This window comes from Georgenia sp. G2120 (assembly GCF_055326485.1).
In genome coordinates, this window is sequence record NZ_JBUZNL010000018.1 from 35,189 (window position 1) to 50,408 (window position 15,220).

A 15,220-nucleotide genomic window follows, 5' to 3' on the forward strand; every position below is an offset into this window, starting at 1 on the left:
GCTACGTAAAGGAACAGCACACATGTCCACCCTGGAGATCAAGAACCTCCACGTGTCCGTCGAGACGACGGACGGCCCGAAGCCGATCCTGCGCGGCGTCGACCTCACCATCAACAGCGGTGAGATCCACGCGATCATGGGCCCCAACGGCTCCGGCAAGTCCACGCTCGCGTACTCGATCGCCGGCCACCCGAAGTACACGGTGACCGACGGCGAGGTCCTCCTCGACGGCGAGAACATCCTCGAGATGAGCGTCGACGAGCGCGCCCGCGCGGGCATGTTCCTCGCCATGCAGTACCCGGTCGAGGTCCCCGGCGTCACGGTCTCGAACTTCCTGCGCACCGCCAAGACCGCGATCGACGGCGAGGCGCCCGCCCTTCGCACGTGGGTCAAGGACGTCAACTCCGCGATGGAGCGCCTGCGCATGGACCCGGCGTTCGCGCAGCGCGACGTCAACCACGGCTTCTCCGGCGGCGAGAAGAAGCGCCACGAGATCCTCCAGATGGGCCTCCTGCGCCCGCGCTTCGCCGTCCTCGACGAGACGGACTCCGGCCTCGACGTCGACGCGCTGCGCGTCGTGTCCGAGGGCGTCAACGCCGTCCACCAGGACGTGGGCTCCGGGATCCTGCTCATCACGCACTACACGCGGATCCTCAAGTACATCGACCCGGACTTCGTCCACGTCTTCGTCGACGGCCGCGTCGCCGAGCAGGGCGGCCGCGAGCTGGCCGACCGCCTCGAGGCCGAGGGCTACGACCGGTTCAGCCCGGTGGGGGCCTGACCGATCCGATGAGCACCACCGCCGCCGCGCCCGCCCCTGGCAGCACCGCTGCCGGGGCGGGCGCGCGCGCCGACGGACTGCCGGGCTTCGACCTGACCGCCGTCCGCGCCGACTTCCCGATACTCGACCGCACGCTCGCCGACGGCCGCCCGCTCGTCTACCTCGACTCGGGCGCGACCTCGCAGAAGCCGAGCGTCGTCATCGACGCCGAGACGCACTTCTACGAGCGGTCCAACGCCGCCGTCCACCGGGGCGCCCACCAGCTCGCCGACGAGTCCACGCAGCTCTACGAGAACGCCCGCGAGACCGTCGCCGCGTTCGTCGGCGCGCGCGCGGACGAGATCGTCTGGACGAAGAACGCCACCGAGGGTCTCAACCTCGTGGCGTACGCGTTCATCAACGCCACCGCGGGCCGCGGGGGAGCGGGCGCCGAGCGGTTCGTGCTGCGCGAGGGCGACGAGATCGTCGTCACCGAGGCCGAGCACCACGCGAACCTCGTGCCGTGGCAGGAGGTCGCCGCCCACACGGGCGCCACCCTGCGCTGGCTCGGCCTGACCGACGAGGGCCGCATCGATCTCTCGACCCTCGACGTCGTCACCGAGCGCACGAAGGTCGTCGCGATCGCGCACGCCCAGAACGTCACCGGCGCGATCAACCCGGTCGAGCAGATCCTCGCGCGGGCGAAGGAGGTCGGCGCGCTGACCGTGCTCGACGCCTGCCAGTCCGTTCCGCACCTGCCGGTCGACCTGGCCGCTCTCGGCGTGGACGTCGCCGCGTTCTCCAGCCACAAGATGCTCGGCCCCACCGGGGTCGGCGCGCTGTACGGCCGCCGCGAGGTCCTCGACGCGATGCCCCCGTTCCTCACGGGCGGCTCGATGGTCGAGATCGTCCAGATGGAGACGACGACCTTCATGCCGCCGCCCGCGCGCTTCGAGGCGGGCTCGCAGATGATCGCCCAGGCCATCGGCATGGCCGCGGCTGCCCAGTACCTCGGCGACCTCGGCATGGACGCGGTCGCCGCCCACGAGGCCGAGATGGCGGCGCTCCTGCTCGACGCCGTCCGCGGGGTCGAGGGCGTGCGGTTGCTCGGGCCGGACTCTGCCCGGGACCGGCTGGCCACCGTGGCGTTCGACGTCGAGGGGGTGCACCCCCACGACGTGGGCCAGGTGCTCGACGCGGCCGGGGTGGCCGTGCGCGTGGGGCACCACTGCGCGCAGCCGCTGCACCGGCGGCTCGGCGTCCACGCCTCCACCCGTGCGTCGGCCGGCCCGTACACCAGTGCCGACGACGTCGCCGCGTTCGCGGAGGCCCTCGCCGGTGTCCGTCCGTTCTTCGGTCTGGGGGGCTGACATGCCGTCACCGATGGAGCAGCTCTACCAGCAGGTCATCCTCGACCACTCGCGCGAGCGCCACGGCGCCGGGCTCATCGACCCCTTCGACGGGGAGTCGTTCCAGGTCAACCCGACCTGCGGCGACCAGGTGACGATGCGCGTGCGGCTCGGGAACACCGACGGCGCCCCGGTCGTTGAGGAGATCGGGTGGGACGGCCACGGCTGCTCCATCTCGCAGGCCTCGATCTCGGTGCTCACCGACCTCGTCACGGGGAAGGACGTCCGGACCGCGGACGAGCTGCACGAGACGTTCCGGGAGCTCATGCACAACCGGGGCGAGGACCTCGACGACGAACGATCCGACCGGCTCGGCGACGCAACCGCGTTCGTCGGGGTGGCCAAGTTCCACGCACGCATCAAGTGCGCCCTGCTCGGCTGGATGGCCCTGCGGGACGCGCTCGCCCAGGCACTGACCCAGGAGGACGCATGAGCGAGACGACCGACGCCCCGGGCACCCCGGAGGCGCAGACCTACACCGGCGAGATGGCCGCGCCCGCACCGGCGGGCCCGACCGCGACCCTCGCGGCCGACGTCGAGGAGGCGATGCGCGACGTCATCGACCCCGAGCTCGGCATCAACGTGGTCGACCTCGGCCTCGTCTACGGCATCACCGTGGACCAGTCCAACCACGCGAGCATCGACATGACCCTGACGTCCGCGGCCTGCCCGCTGACCGACGTCATCGAGGACCAGGCCGCGATGGCCCTCGAGGGGCTCGTCACCGAGCACCGCATCAACTGGGTGTGGCTGCCGCCGTGGGGCCCGGACAAGATCACGGGCGAGGGGCGCGAGCAGCTGCGCGCGCTCGGCTTCAACGTCTGACCCCTCTCGTCGAGATTGATCCTTCTATGTTTCGTCAAGCGGCCATGGTGGGTTCGGGGGTGCTGTTGAGGGTGCGGTAGATGCGGCGGGCGAGGTAGCGCTTGAGGCAGCGGCGGATCTCGGCCTTGGTGCGGTGCTCGCCGGCGCGGCGTTCGACGTAGGCGCGGGTCTCGGGGTCGTGACTCATCCGGGTCACGACCGCGGTATGCAGGACGCGGTTGAGTTGCCGGTCGCCCCCGCGGTTGAGGCGGTGTCGCACGGTGTTGCCCGAGGAGGCCGGGATCGGGCTGACCCCGGCCAGGGCCGCGAACGCGGCCTCGGAACGCAACCGGCCCGGGTGGGAGAACACGGTCAGTGACACGGCCGCGGTGATCGGCCCGACACCATGCATCTCGAGCAGCGGCGCGGCCAGGCTGGACTTGACCAGAACGGTGATGCGCTTCTTGTTCGTGGCGAGCTCGACGTCCAACGCCAGGATCTGGGCGGCCAGGCGGACGGCCTCGCTGCGGGCGGTCGCGGTGGCGATGTCCTCATCGCGCTCGCGCCACCGGCTGATCATGGCGATCACCTTCTTGCCCGGGGCCCGGCGCGCATCGATACCCAGGTCGCTGACGCGCAGCAGCGCGGTCAACGCGTTCGTGGCCGCGGTACGCTCACTGTTCATCTGCTCGCGGGCGGTGAGCAGGACCCGCAGCGCGGCCCGGACCCCACTAGCGGCGCGGAGGTGACGCAGCCGGCTGACCTGAAGCGGGAGGACGGCGGCCGCGATGCGGTAGGCATCCAGGGCATCGGACTTACCCACGCCCCGGTTCCCGCGCGGGTTCATCCGCGCGGCCTCCACGACCTGATAGCCGGCGTCCTGGACAACGCCGGCCAGGGTCGCGCCGTAGGACGCGGCGCCCTCGATGACCCACAACGCGGCCATATCGGCCCCGGTACGGCGAGCGGCCCAGGCGATCGCGCGGGCCATACCCGCAGGCGTGGTCGGGAACTGGGCAGAATCGATCAGCTCGCCGCGGGCGGCCAGCACCGCCAACGAATGGGTCTGAGCGTGGGTATCGACCCCGATGACGAACGGATGGGAGTGCGCGACGATAGCCATAGCGGCCTGATGTCCTTCCTACCAATGAGTGAATGGTCCGGCCGCTGGTGGCCGGTGCCGTTCTGGGTAGGAGTCACCTCGGGACAACACTGTGACGAGTCACGCCACACCAGTGGCGGACAACCTTCTGATCAGGTCTCCGAGATGGGCCAGGACGGTGCCGGCCACCCCACCCATGGGCGGACAGATCAATCTCCAGACACCCCCAACAAGGGGTCTGCGGTTCGCCGAGTCACACCCACGAGCGGAACGACCAACCACCACCCTGCCAGCCAGTCCCAGACCAGCCACCCCCACACTCACAGCGGTTGGTGCCCACCGAGATTGCGGTTGGTGCACGCCGAGATTGCGGTTGGTGCACGCCGAAACTGCGGTTGAGCCGCACCGAGATCGTGGTGGGCACTCACCGAGAGTGCGGCACGGGCCGGTACCCGAACGGGTGCCGGCCCGTCGTCGTTCCCGAGGGGTGGTATCCGAGGGTCCGGGTCCCCGCTCCATCGTGTGTGCGGCGACCCGGACCGGGTGAGAATGCGCGGACACCTGACGAATCTCGACGAGGAGCGACGTGCGCAGGACGACGGCCACCGACGACGTGGCACGAGAGGCGTGCGGGACGCGCGGTGCCCGGCGAGCGGCGGCGGCCGGCCTCGGCGCTGTCCTCCTGCTCGGGGCCTGCGGCGGTGCCGACGACCAGGACGGGGACGGAGCGGGGACGACCGCGTGGCCCACGGCGGGTCCGAGCGAGTCGGCCACGGCTGCGGAGGACGAGGCGGCCACCGGGTCGGCGAGCGCGGCGCCCGAGGCACCCACAAACGCGGTCGCTTCCGCCTCCGAGGGTCCGACGGACGGGTCCTCGGCCGACGTGGTGCGGGGCGACGTGCACGAGGTGCGGGTGCTGGACGTGGACGGCGCCGAGCAGACGCCGGGCTGGGTGGCTCCGCTCGCCGCGGCCGCGGACGAGCCGCTGCCCGGGGCCTGGGAGCTCGTCCCGGGCGGACGGTCGGGTGAGGCACCGGCCTCGCGGGCCCTCGCGCCCGACGGCACCGTGGTCGGCTGGGACGAGGGGGCCGGCGGCCCGGGCACGTGGAACCTGTTCCGGCACCTCCCGGACGGCAGCACCGAGCACCTGGTCTACGAGCTCGACGGGGAGACCGACATCGGGGTGGCGGACCCCGAGCAGACGGTGGTCGATGACGCCGCGGGTGGGCCCGGCTCGATCGCGTGGCTCGCGCGCGCGACCGACGACTCCGGGGCCTGGCGCGTGATGTCCCTCGACCCGGGGGCGGAGACGGCCACCGAGCTCGTCGCCTCCGAGGGCACGGGGATCGAGGCCACCCGGATCTGGCTGACCGACGGGGTGCTCGTCCTCGCCGACTACGACCCCGAGGTCGGGGGCCACGTCGTCCGCCCCGGCGAGACCCCGAGCGAGCTGCCGTTCGAGCTCTCGACAGCCGGCGCGTGGGACGCCGGATCGGGCCACGTGGTCGCGGTCCAGGACGGAGGGACGGACGGCCTCGCAGTAACGGCGCTCGACGTCACCGACCCCTCCGCCGAGCCGCGCATGATCGCGACTCTCGACCTTCCCGACACGGTGGCTGTCATGTCCCTCGTCGTCGCCCAGGACCATGTCGTGCTCATGGTCGAGGACGTCTCGGGGGCGCCCGTCGACAATTCCTCCTCCGGGCTTCTGGTGCTGTCCCTGGACGACGGCCGGTTCGTGGGCGGCGTGATCGCCGACTCCCCGCTCGGTGGCGGTGTGGTCGCCGGCGAGGACCTGTGGGTCGCGGCCGGCGACGACGAGGAGTCCGCCGCCTCCGGCATCTACTCCGTGGACCTGGCCGGCGGGACACCGCTCGCCCGGTCCGACTTCCCCGCGAACAGCCTGGAGTCCAGCGGCCTCGCCGTCGTGGCCAACGAGGTGATCCCGGTCCACCCCCGACCCGCGCTCGTCTGGGTCGAGCCGGTGGGGTGACGCCCGGTCAGGAACACCTCCTGCCGGCGCAGAGTCCGGGGGCGACGTCCTGTCGTCCGGATGCCAGCCGTCGTCGTCGGTCCGGGGCCTCGTCCCCGCCCACGGTGTGCGCGGGGGGCGCCGGACGGGCGACACTGTGCACGGCACCGGCGGAGGACCATCCATGAGGAGCGACGTGCGCACGACGACCACGACCACCGATGTGTCCCTGCGGGCGCGTGCGACCCGCCGCCCCGCGGCCCTCGCCCTCGTCCTGGCCCCTGCCCTCCTGCTCGGGGCGTGCGGGTCCTCGGACGACTCGGCCGACGCCGAGCCCGAGCCGGAGGCCGTCGCGCCGCCGGACGAGGCGACCGGTGCGCCGAGCGCGGAGGCCGAGGCGCCGGCCGAGAGCGGCAGCGCCGACGCGAACATCGACACACCGTCCGACGGCGCGTCCGCCCCGCCGGACTGGGACCCCCTCACGGTCACGGACATGGAGGGCACGGAGCTCTCCCCGGGGTGGGTCGCAGGCCTCGGGTCGAGCACCGCCACCGAGCTGCCCGGCGCCGGCCGGGAGCTGCCGTCCGAGGTCGACGACGACACCCGGCGCACCGACGTCGCCCCCGCACCCGACGGCGGCGTCGTCGCCTGGCACGTCACCGGCACGGACGAGGACGCGGACCACACGATGGTGCGGGAGGACGAGGACGGGACGATCGAGGAGATCCCGTACACGCTGGAGGACGACACGGACATCGGCGTCGCCGAGGCGCATCTGACCGACGTGGGCGACGACGGCACGATCGCCTGGCTCGCCACCTCCTCCGAGGGGTGGCGCGTGATGAGCCTCGGTCCCGACGCGGGGGCGGCGGTCGAGCTCGTGTCGTCGGTGGACGGCGACATCGAGGAGCCCAGCGGCCTCCGGGTCTCCGACGGGGGCGTCGTCGTCCAGGACGGCACCGACGCCCTGTACCTGCTGCTGACCGGCGAGACGCCCACCGAGCTGCCAGCCACCGCAGGGCCCGGCGGGTGGGACGTCGTCGGGTCCACGCTCGTCAGCGCGGAGGTGACGGACGCCGGCGTCGAGGTCTCGACGGTCGACCTCTCGAGCTCGCCCGACGGCATCCTCGTCGAGGACTCCCGGGCAACGATCGAGAGCGACGCCGCCGACCCGCAGGCGCAGGTCTCCGCCGGCGGGGACCACGCGAGCGTCGACGTCGTGGACGGCGCGGCCGGCGACCCGCTCGGCACGGTCGTGCTCTCGACGACGGACGGCACCTACACCGGTGCGGTCGCCCCCGGCTCGGGCACCGTCAGCAGCGTCGTCGTCGACGGGGCGCTGTGGTCCGGCCTGGCCACGTCCGACGAGTCGGGTGGTGCGTCGACCGGTGGCGGGCTGTTCGCCATCGATCTCGCCGACGGCGCGGTCACGGGGTACGACGAGGGGCGCGGCCACACCGGGCTCCGGGCGGCCGGCACCACGCTCCTCTCCACCCTCGGCAGCGGCGAGGACGGGGACACCAGGTTCGCGTGGTCCGCCTCCTGACGCTCGCCGTCTGTGCGTCTGTGCGTCGGGGCGAGACTGACCCGCACTCGTGACCACTCGGGGCGAGGCTGACCCGCACTCTCGACCACCGAGGGTGTCGGACCTGCAGGCCGGCCGCCCGGGCGCAGATCGCGCCGATGGGCCGAGGTCCCCCCGGCCCGTTCGACGGTTGTGTCGAGACCGCGCGTCACCCCGCGGGAGCCGCACGAAGATGCCGTTTCCTGGCGTATGGCCAGGTCCGGGAGCCGACGCGGGGGAGTTGTCCCGCCCCCAGAACTGCCCCGAGGTGAGCCTGCGCACGCCTCAGGTCCGTTCCTACCGTCGTGGTCATGGCCATCAGCAAGGTGGCCGAGGACAAGCGCCGGGACCGGCGCAACGACCTACTGGGGGACACCATGAGCCGCACGATCCGATCGACCGACCGCCGACCGACCATCACCCGACTCGCCGTCCTGCCGTTCGGCGCCGCCGTCGTTCTCGGCCTCGGCGCCTGCGCCGGCCAGGACGTGCCGGCCGACGGTCCGCCCGTCGCCGGTGCCGAGGACGGCGCCGAGGCAGCGCCGGACGCCGGTGCCGCGCCCGACGCGGGGACCGCACCCGAGGCCGGGTCCGGCGACGCCGCTCCGCCCGCCGAGGGCGAGGATGCCGCACCCGCCGAGGGCGAGGACGCCGCGCCGGAAGGAGGCGCGACCGACGGTGGTGTCGCTGCGGCGAGCGGCATCACGTTCACGAACGGCGAGGGCGCTCCGGTCGCCGTCTCGGAGAGCCAGACCGCCGACCCTTCGCTGCCCGCGCTGCAGCCCGAGCAGCACTTCTCCGCCGTCACCGGCGGACCGGACACGGTTGTCACTGGAATCACTCCCTCCGACGATCCCTTCGGCACCTACGAGTGGCAGACCCCGCCCGAGGGGCAGTCCGGCGACGCCACCCTCGTGCAGCGCACGTTCGACCCGTCGACCGGTGAGCAGTCGGAGGAGGAGATCGCCGCGGGTGCTGACGGCGAGTTCACCCAGGTGGACATGCCCGCCGACACCGAGGAGTCGCAGTACCCCAGCGGACCGATGGCGGTTGGCGAGGACGGCACGCTGACGTTCGCGTCGTCGACGCGCTCGCCCGTGAACTCGGTCCAGGCGGAGGAGGGCTGGAGCTACGTCGAGTACGACCCGAGCACGGGCGAGACCCGCACGCTCGTCGACTCGTCCGAGGTGCCGGTCGAGGGAACGCAGCTGGTGCACGACGACGAGCTGGCCGCACACGACGGCCGGGTCGCCTTCATGGCGTACCCCATGGAGGACCACCGCGGTCCGACCCTGTGGCTCGCCGACTCGGAGATGTTCATCGAGCCGCTCGACCTCGGTCCCGCGACGAACGTCGACTCCGTAGCTGCGCACACGGTCTGGACGGCGATCGACCTCGAGGGTACGACCAGCATCATGCGGGTCGGTGACCGCCCCGACGCCGAGGACCCCGAGGTGGTCCTCGACGTCGACCTGCCCGGCGGGGAGGTGACGGACGTGGCCGTCGCGGACCACCCAGTCGCCGTGGGCGAGGCCCAGATCGCTTTCACCGTGCAGAGTGGCGGGAACGACCTCGCGTACGTCTACGACACCAGCTCGGAGGAACTGCGGGAGGTCGTCATGGACGGCGGGGCCAACGTGGATGTCGAGGGCGGAGCCGTCGCGATCGGCGTCAGCGACCACGACGGGACCGCTCGGGGCACGTATCTCTACGACACCTTCGCCGGTGACGTCGAGTCCGTCAGCGCGGCGACCGGTACGACCGTCGAGCTCAACGGCAGCACCATGGTCTCGACCGGCCCCGGTACCGGGGACGACCCGGAGGGCTCGACCCGGATGGACGTCACGGACATCTCCGGCGCGCTGGAGCAGGTCCAGTAGCACCGGGCGGCTCAGCCGCACCACACCCACGAGGGGGCGTCCGCACGGCGGGCGCCCCCTCGTCGTGTCCGGGCCCGCAGTTCGCGTGCACGGTGCCCCATCGTCGCGTCGTCATCTCTGCGCGTCGAGCCTCCTCGAGCCCCCTACCAGGGACGATGCGACGACGCGACCTGATCGGCGGGTAGTTCTCCCGCCACCAGAACTGTCCCCTGCCGGACCTGCATCGACGCTCCGGTGGTTCGTAGCGTCGAAGACGTGGTCATCGAACGGATGCCAGGCGATGACCCACAGATGTGGCGCAGATCGAGCGCGCCGCGACCGAAGCGAAGGGAGCACCATGACCACGACGCGACGGACACACACCACCACGATCCGGCCGACCGCCGGGGCCGGCCTGCTGGCCGCCGTGGCGATCACGCTCGGCGCCGCGGGCCCCGCGACCGCCGACCAGACCGCCGCTCCGGCCGAGGACGGGCCGGACGCGCCGAACCCGAGCGGCCTCACGGTCGTCGGCCCGGACGGCGAGGAGCTCGAGCCGGGCTGGACGATGGGTCCCGGACTTCAGGGCTCCGCCGAGGCCGAGCTCGACACGTTCGACGAGATCCCGGCGACCGACACCGCCGAGGACGGGTCGCCGAGCACGAACGCCATCCGCACCGTCGGCGCGGGCTCCGAGAGCTACGCGTGGACGGGCACGGGGGTCGACGCGACCCTCGTCGAGTACGACCACGACGGCGCGGCGGAGCCGGTGGCCTACACCCTCGACGAGGACACCGACATCGGCGAGGCCGCGCCCCTCGACATGATGGCGCACCCGGACCCGAACGACGGGACCGTCCTGTGGACGGCCGGCAACGACGAGGGCACGCGCCTCATGCAGCTCGACCCGGAGGAGGGCGTGGCCACCGAGGTCGCGTCGACCGCCGACGGCGAGCTCGGCGAGACGATCGTCGGAGTCTCGGAGGGCGGCGTCGTCACCGAGTCCGCGGACGGCTCGCTCCACCACTCGACCTACGACGGCGAGACGACCGAGCTCGCCGCCTCCGCCGAGGAGGTCAGCCTGCCGGGCATCGGCGAGGCGCGCACCGCGGCGTACGACGGCAGCACCGTCGTCACGACCCGGGCGGACGAGGGCGGCGTCGTCGTCGAGCAGCTCGACGTCGAGAGCGGCGGCGAGCCCACCGAGATCGCGACGATCGAAGGCGAGGGCCTGACCGGCGGCGACGTCACGTTCGACGAGGGCCACGCCGTGGTCACCGTCTACGACGAGCAGGAGGCCGACCGGGCCGTGGTGCTCGACGTGGCCTCGGGCGAGGTTGCCGGCGTCTTCGACGGCCAGGGCGCGTCCGTCAGCGGCGCCGTCCAGGACGGCTCGTTGTGGATGACCGCGGCCACCGTGGGCGGCGAGGTCGAGCCCACCGCCACCGACGGCGCGATGTGGCGGCTCGACCCCGAGACCGCCGATGGCGAGATGTGGCTCGACGAGCCGGTCTCCGGCGCGGACGCCTCGGGCGGGCAGCTGCTCGTCGACGAGGGCCTCGGCGGCCCCGGCGACAGCTCGCGTGTGATCTCGCAGGGTCAGTAAGGACCGCACCGACGAGGGGTACCCGGACCAGGGGTGCCCCTCGTCGTCGTGCGTCGGCGCAGGTGGGAGGGCCGACCAAGGAGAGAGTCGGGGGGAGTTCTCCCGCCCCCAGACCTGCCCCGTTCCGGGCCTGCGGGGACCACCGGGTCCTCCCTAGCGTCGAGAACGTGGTCATCACCACGATGACCGGCCGATCAGCCGCAGCTCGTCCGAGCCGCGACCGACGACGAGGGGGACATCATGACCAGGACACGACGACTGACGACCCGCACCACCGCCCGCCCGATCACGGGGGCCGGCCTGCTCGCCGCCGTGGCGCTCACGCTCGGCGCCTGCGCCGGCGACCCTGCCGGGACCGCTCCCGGCGACGGCCAGCAGGAGCAGGCGCCCGCGCCAGCACCCGCGCCGGGCGACGGCGGGGAGAACACCCAGCCCGTCGAGCCGCCGGCACCCGAGGAGGGCGCGCCGGAGGACGGCGCACCGACCGACGGCGCCCCCGAGGACGACGCCGAGGCGCCCGCGGACCAGGGCGACGCCACCGGCGAGCCCACGATCACCGTGGTGGGACCGGACGGGGCGGAGCTCGAGCCGGGGTGGACCCAGGAGCTCGACATGGCGGAGGCCCCGCTCGGCGAGCTCGAGGACCACCGGACGGTCCCGGCGTCAGACAGCTCGATGGACGGGGTGGTGCGGACGAACGAGGTCGTCGCCGCCGGTCCGCTCGGGCAGCCGTACGCCTGGAGCATGGCGGGTGACGACGCCACGCTGGTCGAGTACGACCACGACGGCAACGCCACGCCCGTCGAGTACACGCTCGAGGAGGAGACCGACATCGGCCTCGCCGAGCCGCTCGACATGATGGCGCACCCCGACAGCAACGCCGACACGATCGTGTGGACCGCCGGCAGCGACCAGGGCATCCGGCTCATGCAGCTCGACCCGAACGGCGGCGCCGCGACCGAGGTCGCCTCGACGGCCGACGGCCCGATTGGCGAGACGATCGTCGGCGTGTCGGACTTCGGCATCGTCACGCAGGCCGAGGACGGCGCGCTCTACCACGCGACGTTCTCCGGAGAGACGACCGACCTCGGGGTCATGTCCGAGCCGTACTCGTCCCCCGGGAACCACGGCGTCTCGACCGCGGCGTTCGACGGTCCGACCGTGCTGACCACGCGGGCCACCGACGTCGGGATCGTCGTCGAGGCGGTCGACGTCGACCGGGACGGTGACCCCCGCCAGGTCGCGACCATCGAGGGCGAGGGCCTGGTCGCCGGCGCGATCACGGCCGACGAGGACCTCGCCGTCGTCAGCGTCCACGGCGAGAACGGCGCCGAGCAGGCAGCGGTGCTCGACGTCGAGGGCGGCACGCTCGTCGGCATCGTCGACGCGCCCGGGACGTCCGTGAGCGGCGCGGTCCAGGACGAGTCGCTGTGGATCACCGCAGCCACCGTCGGCGGTGAGGTGGAGCCCACGGCCACCGACGGCGGCATGTGGCGATTCAGCGTCAACGACGGCGCGGGCGAGCGTTGGTTCGACGAGCCCACCTCGGGCGCTGACGCCTCCGGTGGGGTGCTGCTCATCGACGGCGGCCTGGGCGGCCCGGGTGAGGACTCGTACGTCATCTCCCAGGGGCAGTGACGGGGGAGGACCGGACGCACGACCAGCCGCACGAGCACGAACGAGGGGCGCCCGATCAGCGGGCGCCCCTCGTCGTCGTGCGGGTGGGTACGGGAGGTGAGCCGCCCGCTCAGATCTGACCGACGGCGAACGTGTCGCAGTCCTGCATCGTGCCGCCCTCGTACCCGACCGTGAACCAGTGCATGCGCTGCTCGGACGAGCCGTGCGTCCACGTCTCCGGGTTGACCTCCTGGCCGGCGCCGGACTGGATCCGGTCGTCGCCGACGGCGGAGGCGGCGTCGAGGGCGTCCTGGATCTCCTCGGTGGTCGGCTCGACGAGCATCGGCTCGCCGGTCTCCTCCTGCGGGACCTGCGAGGCGTGGTTGACCCACATGCCCGCGTAGCAGTCGGCCTGCAGCTCGAGCCGGACGCCGTCGGACTGCGGACCGGTGTCCGTGCGGTTCGCCGTGGCCATCACGCCGGTCTCGTTCTGCACGTGGTGGCCGTACTCGTGGGCGAGGATGTACATCTGCGCGAGCGGCGCGTTCTCCGCGCCGAGCTGGGTCTCGAGCTGGTCGAAGAAGCCGGTGTCGATGTACGCGCTCTCGTCGGGCGGGCAGTAGAACGGGCCGACGGCGGAGGTCGCGTTCCCGCAGCCCGTCCCCACCGAGTCCTGGAACAGGACGAACTCGGGGCGGCGGTGCTCGATGTCCGCCTGCTCCGGGAGGGTGACCTCCCAGACGTCGTGCAGCGAGCCCCAGGTCAGCACCATCCGGCAGTCGACGTCCGTGTTCGCGTCCGCGCCCGTGCAGTCGCCGAGCGTCTCCTCCTCGGCCGGGGCCGCGCCGCCGCCCCCTCCGCCGCCCATGAGGCCACCGAGGTCCTGCCCCGTGAGCAGGTAGATGACCAGCGCGACGACGGCCAGACCGCCACCGCCCGCGGCCGCGGCGCCGCCACGTCCACGTCCGCGCCTGCGCACGCCCTCGCTGCCGCCGCTGCCGCTCGCCGAGTCCCGGAACGTCATGCCGGCTCCTCCTTGGTCGCTGCCGCGCGCCTGCCGGCGGGACCACCCCGTCGGGGCCGCGCGACTCCCGAGCGAACAGTAGCGAGGTCGGCGGGCGTCGGCCCGGCATTGGCGCTGCGGGGGAGCAGTGCGTCGAGTATGCGGTTCGTCGTCATCGAGATTGATCCTTCTATGTTTCGTCAAGCGGCCATGGTGGGTTCGGGGGTGCTGTTGAGGGTGCGGAAGATGCGGCGGGCGAGGTAGCGCTTGAGGCAGCGGCGGATCTCGGCCTTGGTGCGGTGCTCGCCGGCGCGGCGTTCGACGTAGGCGCGGGTCTCGGGGTCGTGACTCATCCGGGTCACGACCGCGGTATGCAGGACCCTGTTCAGTTGCCGGTCGCCCCCGCGGTTGAGGCGGTGTCGCACGGTGTTGCCCGAGGAGGCCGGGATCGGACTGACCCCGGCCAGGGCCGCGAACGCGGCCTCGGAACGCAACCGGCCCGGGTGGGAGAACACGGTCAGTGACACGGCCGCGGTGATCGGCCCGACACCATGCATCTCGAGCAGCGGCGCGGCCAGGCTGGACTTGACCAGAACGGTGATGCGCTTCTTGTTCGTGGCGAGCTCGACGTCCAGGGCCAGGATCTGGGCGGCCAGGCGGACGGCCTCGCTGCGGGCGGTCGCGGTCGCGATGTCCTCATCGCGCTCGCGCCACCGGCTGATCATGGCGATCACCTTCTTGCCCGGGGCCCGGCGCGCATCGATACCCAGGTCGCTGACGCGCAGCAGCGCGGTCAGCGCGTTCGTGGCCGCGGTACGTTCGCTGTTCATCTGCTCGCGGGCGGTGAGCAGGACCCGCAGCGCGGCCCGTACCCCACTAGCGGCGCGGAGGTGACGCAGCCGGCTGACCTGAAGCGGGAGGACGGCGGCCGCGATGCGGTAGGCATCCAGGGCATCGGACTTACCCACGCCCCGGTTCCCGCGCGGGTTCATCCGCGCGGCCTCCACGACCTGATAGCCGGCGTCCTGGACAACGCCGGCCAGGGTCGCGCCGTAGGACGCGGCGCCCTCGATGACCCACAACGCGGCCATATCGGCCCCGGTGCGGCGAGCGGCCCAGGCGATCGCGCGGGCCATGCCCGCAGGCGTGGTCGGGAACTGGGCAGAATCGATCAGCTCGCCGCGGGCGGCCAGCACCGCCAACGAATGGGTCTGGGCGTGGGTGTCGACCCCGATGACGAACGGATGGGAGTGCGCGACGATAGCCATAGCGGCCTGGTGTCCTTCCTACCAATGAGTGGATGGTCTGGTCGCTGGTGGCCGGTGCCGTTCTGGGTAGGAGTCACCTCGGGACAACACTGTGACGAGTCACGCCACACCAGTGGCGGACAACCTTCTGATCAGGTCTCCGAGATGGGCCAGGACGGTGCCGGCCACCCCACCCATGGGCGGACAGATCAATCTCCAGACACCCCCAACAAGGGGTCTGCGGTTCGCCGAGTCACACCCACGAGCGGAACGACCA

Annotated in this window: 12 protein-coding genes; 9 read left to right on the forward strand and 3 right to left on the reverse strand. The window is 72.5% G+C overall.

The window, feature by feature from the left end; translation table 11 throughout:
* Positions 1-22 precede the first annotated feature (22 nt).
* Genes sufC through ACZLMO_RS15430 form a run of 4 tightly spaced genes read left to right on the forward strand, consistent with a single transcriptional unit; the run spans position 23 to position 2,994 of the window.
* The gene (gene sufC / locus ACZLMO_RS15415) at positions 23-781 is read left to right on the forward strand and encodes a Fe-S cluster assembly ATPase SufC (RefSeq protein WP_463654233.1); all 759 of its coding nucleotides are present in this window, start codon (positions 23-25) and stop codon (positions 779-781) included.
* 8 nt (positions 782-789) lie between these two features.
* Positions 790-2,130, forward strand: coding sequence for a SufS family cysteine desulfurase (locus tag ACZLMO_RS15420; protein WP_463654234.1), 1,341 nt, complete (start codon positions 790-792; stop codon positions 2,128-2,130).
* A gap of 1 nt (position 2,131) precedes the next feature.
* Positions 2,132-2,602, forward strand: a complete 471-nt coding sequence (sufU, locus tag ACZLMO_RS15425) for a Fe-S cluster assembly sulfur transfer protein SufU (RefSeq protein WP_425715728.1) — start codon at positions 2,132-2,134, stop codon at positions 2,600-2,602.
* A complete protein-coding gene (locus ACZLMO_RS15430) occupies positions 2,599-2,994 on the forward strand; it encodes a metal-sulfur cluster assembly factor (protein ID WP_463654235.1) in 396 nt (131 codons plus the stop codon). Before sufU ends, ACZLMO_RS15430 begins: the two co-directional genes overlap by 4 nt.
* A gap of 34 nt (positions 2,995-3,028) precedes the next feature.
* Here the strand turns inward: ACZLMO_RS15430 and ACZLMO_RS15435 are convergent, their stop codons facing one another.
* Positions 3,029-4,096 (reverse strand): IS110 family RNA-guided transposase, encoded by a 1,068-nt coding sequence (locus ACZLMO_RS15435; RefSeq protein ID WP_425715765.1) that lies wholly within the window; start codon positions 4,094-4,096, stop codon positions 3,029-3,031.
* A 565-nt stretch (positions 4,097-4,661) separates the two neighbouring features.
* Here ACZLMO_RS15435 and ACZLMO_RS15440 point away from each other — a divergent pair.
* The 5 genes from ACZLMO_RS15440 to ACZLMO_RS15460 all read left to right on the forward strand — a co-directional run bounded on the left by ACZLMO_RS15440 (position 4,662) and on the right by ACZLMO_RS15460 (position 12,714).
* Positions 4,662-6,068 carry a hypothetical protein gene (locus ACZLMO_RS15440; protein ID WP_425715727.1) on the forward strand — a complete coding sequence of 469 codons (1,407 nt, stop codon included), beginning with the start codon at positions 4,662-4,664 and terminating at the stop codon, positions 6,066-6,068.
* A 163-nt stretch (positions 6,069-6,231) separates the two neighbouring features.
* The gene (locus tag ACZLMO_RS15445; protein WP_425715726.1) at positions 6,232-7,593 is read left to right on the forward strand and encodes a hypothetical protein; all 1,362 of its coding nucleotides are present in this window, start codon (positions 6,232-6,234) and stop codon (positions 7,591-7,593) included.
* A 329-nt stretch (positions 7,594-7,922) separates the two neighbouring features.
* Positions 7,923-9,491 carry a hypothetical protein gene (locus ACZLMO_RS15450; RefSeq protein WP_463654236.1) on the forward strand — a complete coding sequence of 523 codons (1,569 nt, stop codon included), beginning with the start codon at positions 7,923-7,925 and terminating at the stop codon, positions 9,489-9,491.
* Between the two features lie 337 nt (positions 9,492-9,828).
* Positions 9,829-11,076, forward strand: a complete 1,248-nt coding sequence (locus ACZLMO_RS15455) for a hypothetical protein (protein ID WP_463654237.1) — start codon at positions 9,829-9,831, stop codon at positions 11,074-11,076.
* Between the two features lie 240 nt (positions 11,077-11,316).
* Positions 11,317-12,714 (forward strand): hypothetical protein, encoded by a 1,398-nt coding sequence (locus ACZLMO_RS15460; RefSeq protein WP_463654238.1) that lies wholly within the window; start codon positions 11,317-11,319, stop codon positions 12,712-12,714.
* A gap of 109 nt (positions 12,715-12,823) precedes the next feature.
* Here the strand turns inward: ACZLMO_RS15460 and ypfJ are convergent, their stop codons facing one another.
* Positions 12,824-13,717 carry a KPN_02809 family neutral zinc metallopeptidase gene (gene ypfJ, locus ACZLMO_RS15465; RefSeq protein WP_463654239.1) on the reverse strand — a complete coding sequence of 298 codons (894 nt, stop codon included), beginning with the start codon at positions 13,715-13,717 and terminating at the stop codon, positions 12,824-12,826.
* 179 nt (positions 13,718-13,896) lie between these two features.
* Entirely contained in the window at positions 13,897-14,964 is a 1,068-nt protein-coding gene (locus ACZLMO_RS15470; protein ID WP_463653755.1) for an IS110 family RNA-guided transposase, read from the reverse strand.
* Between the last annotated feature and the right edge of the window lie 256 nt (positions 14,965-15,220).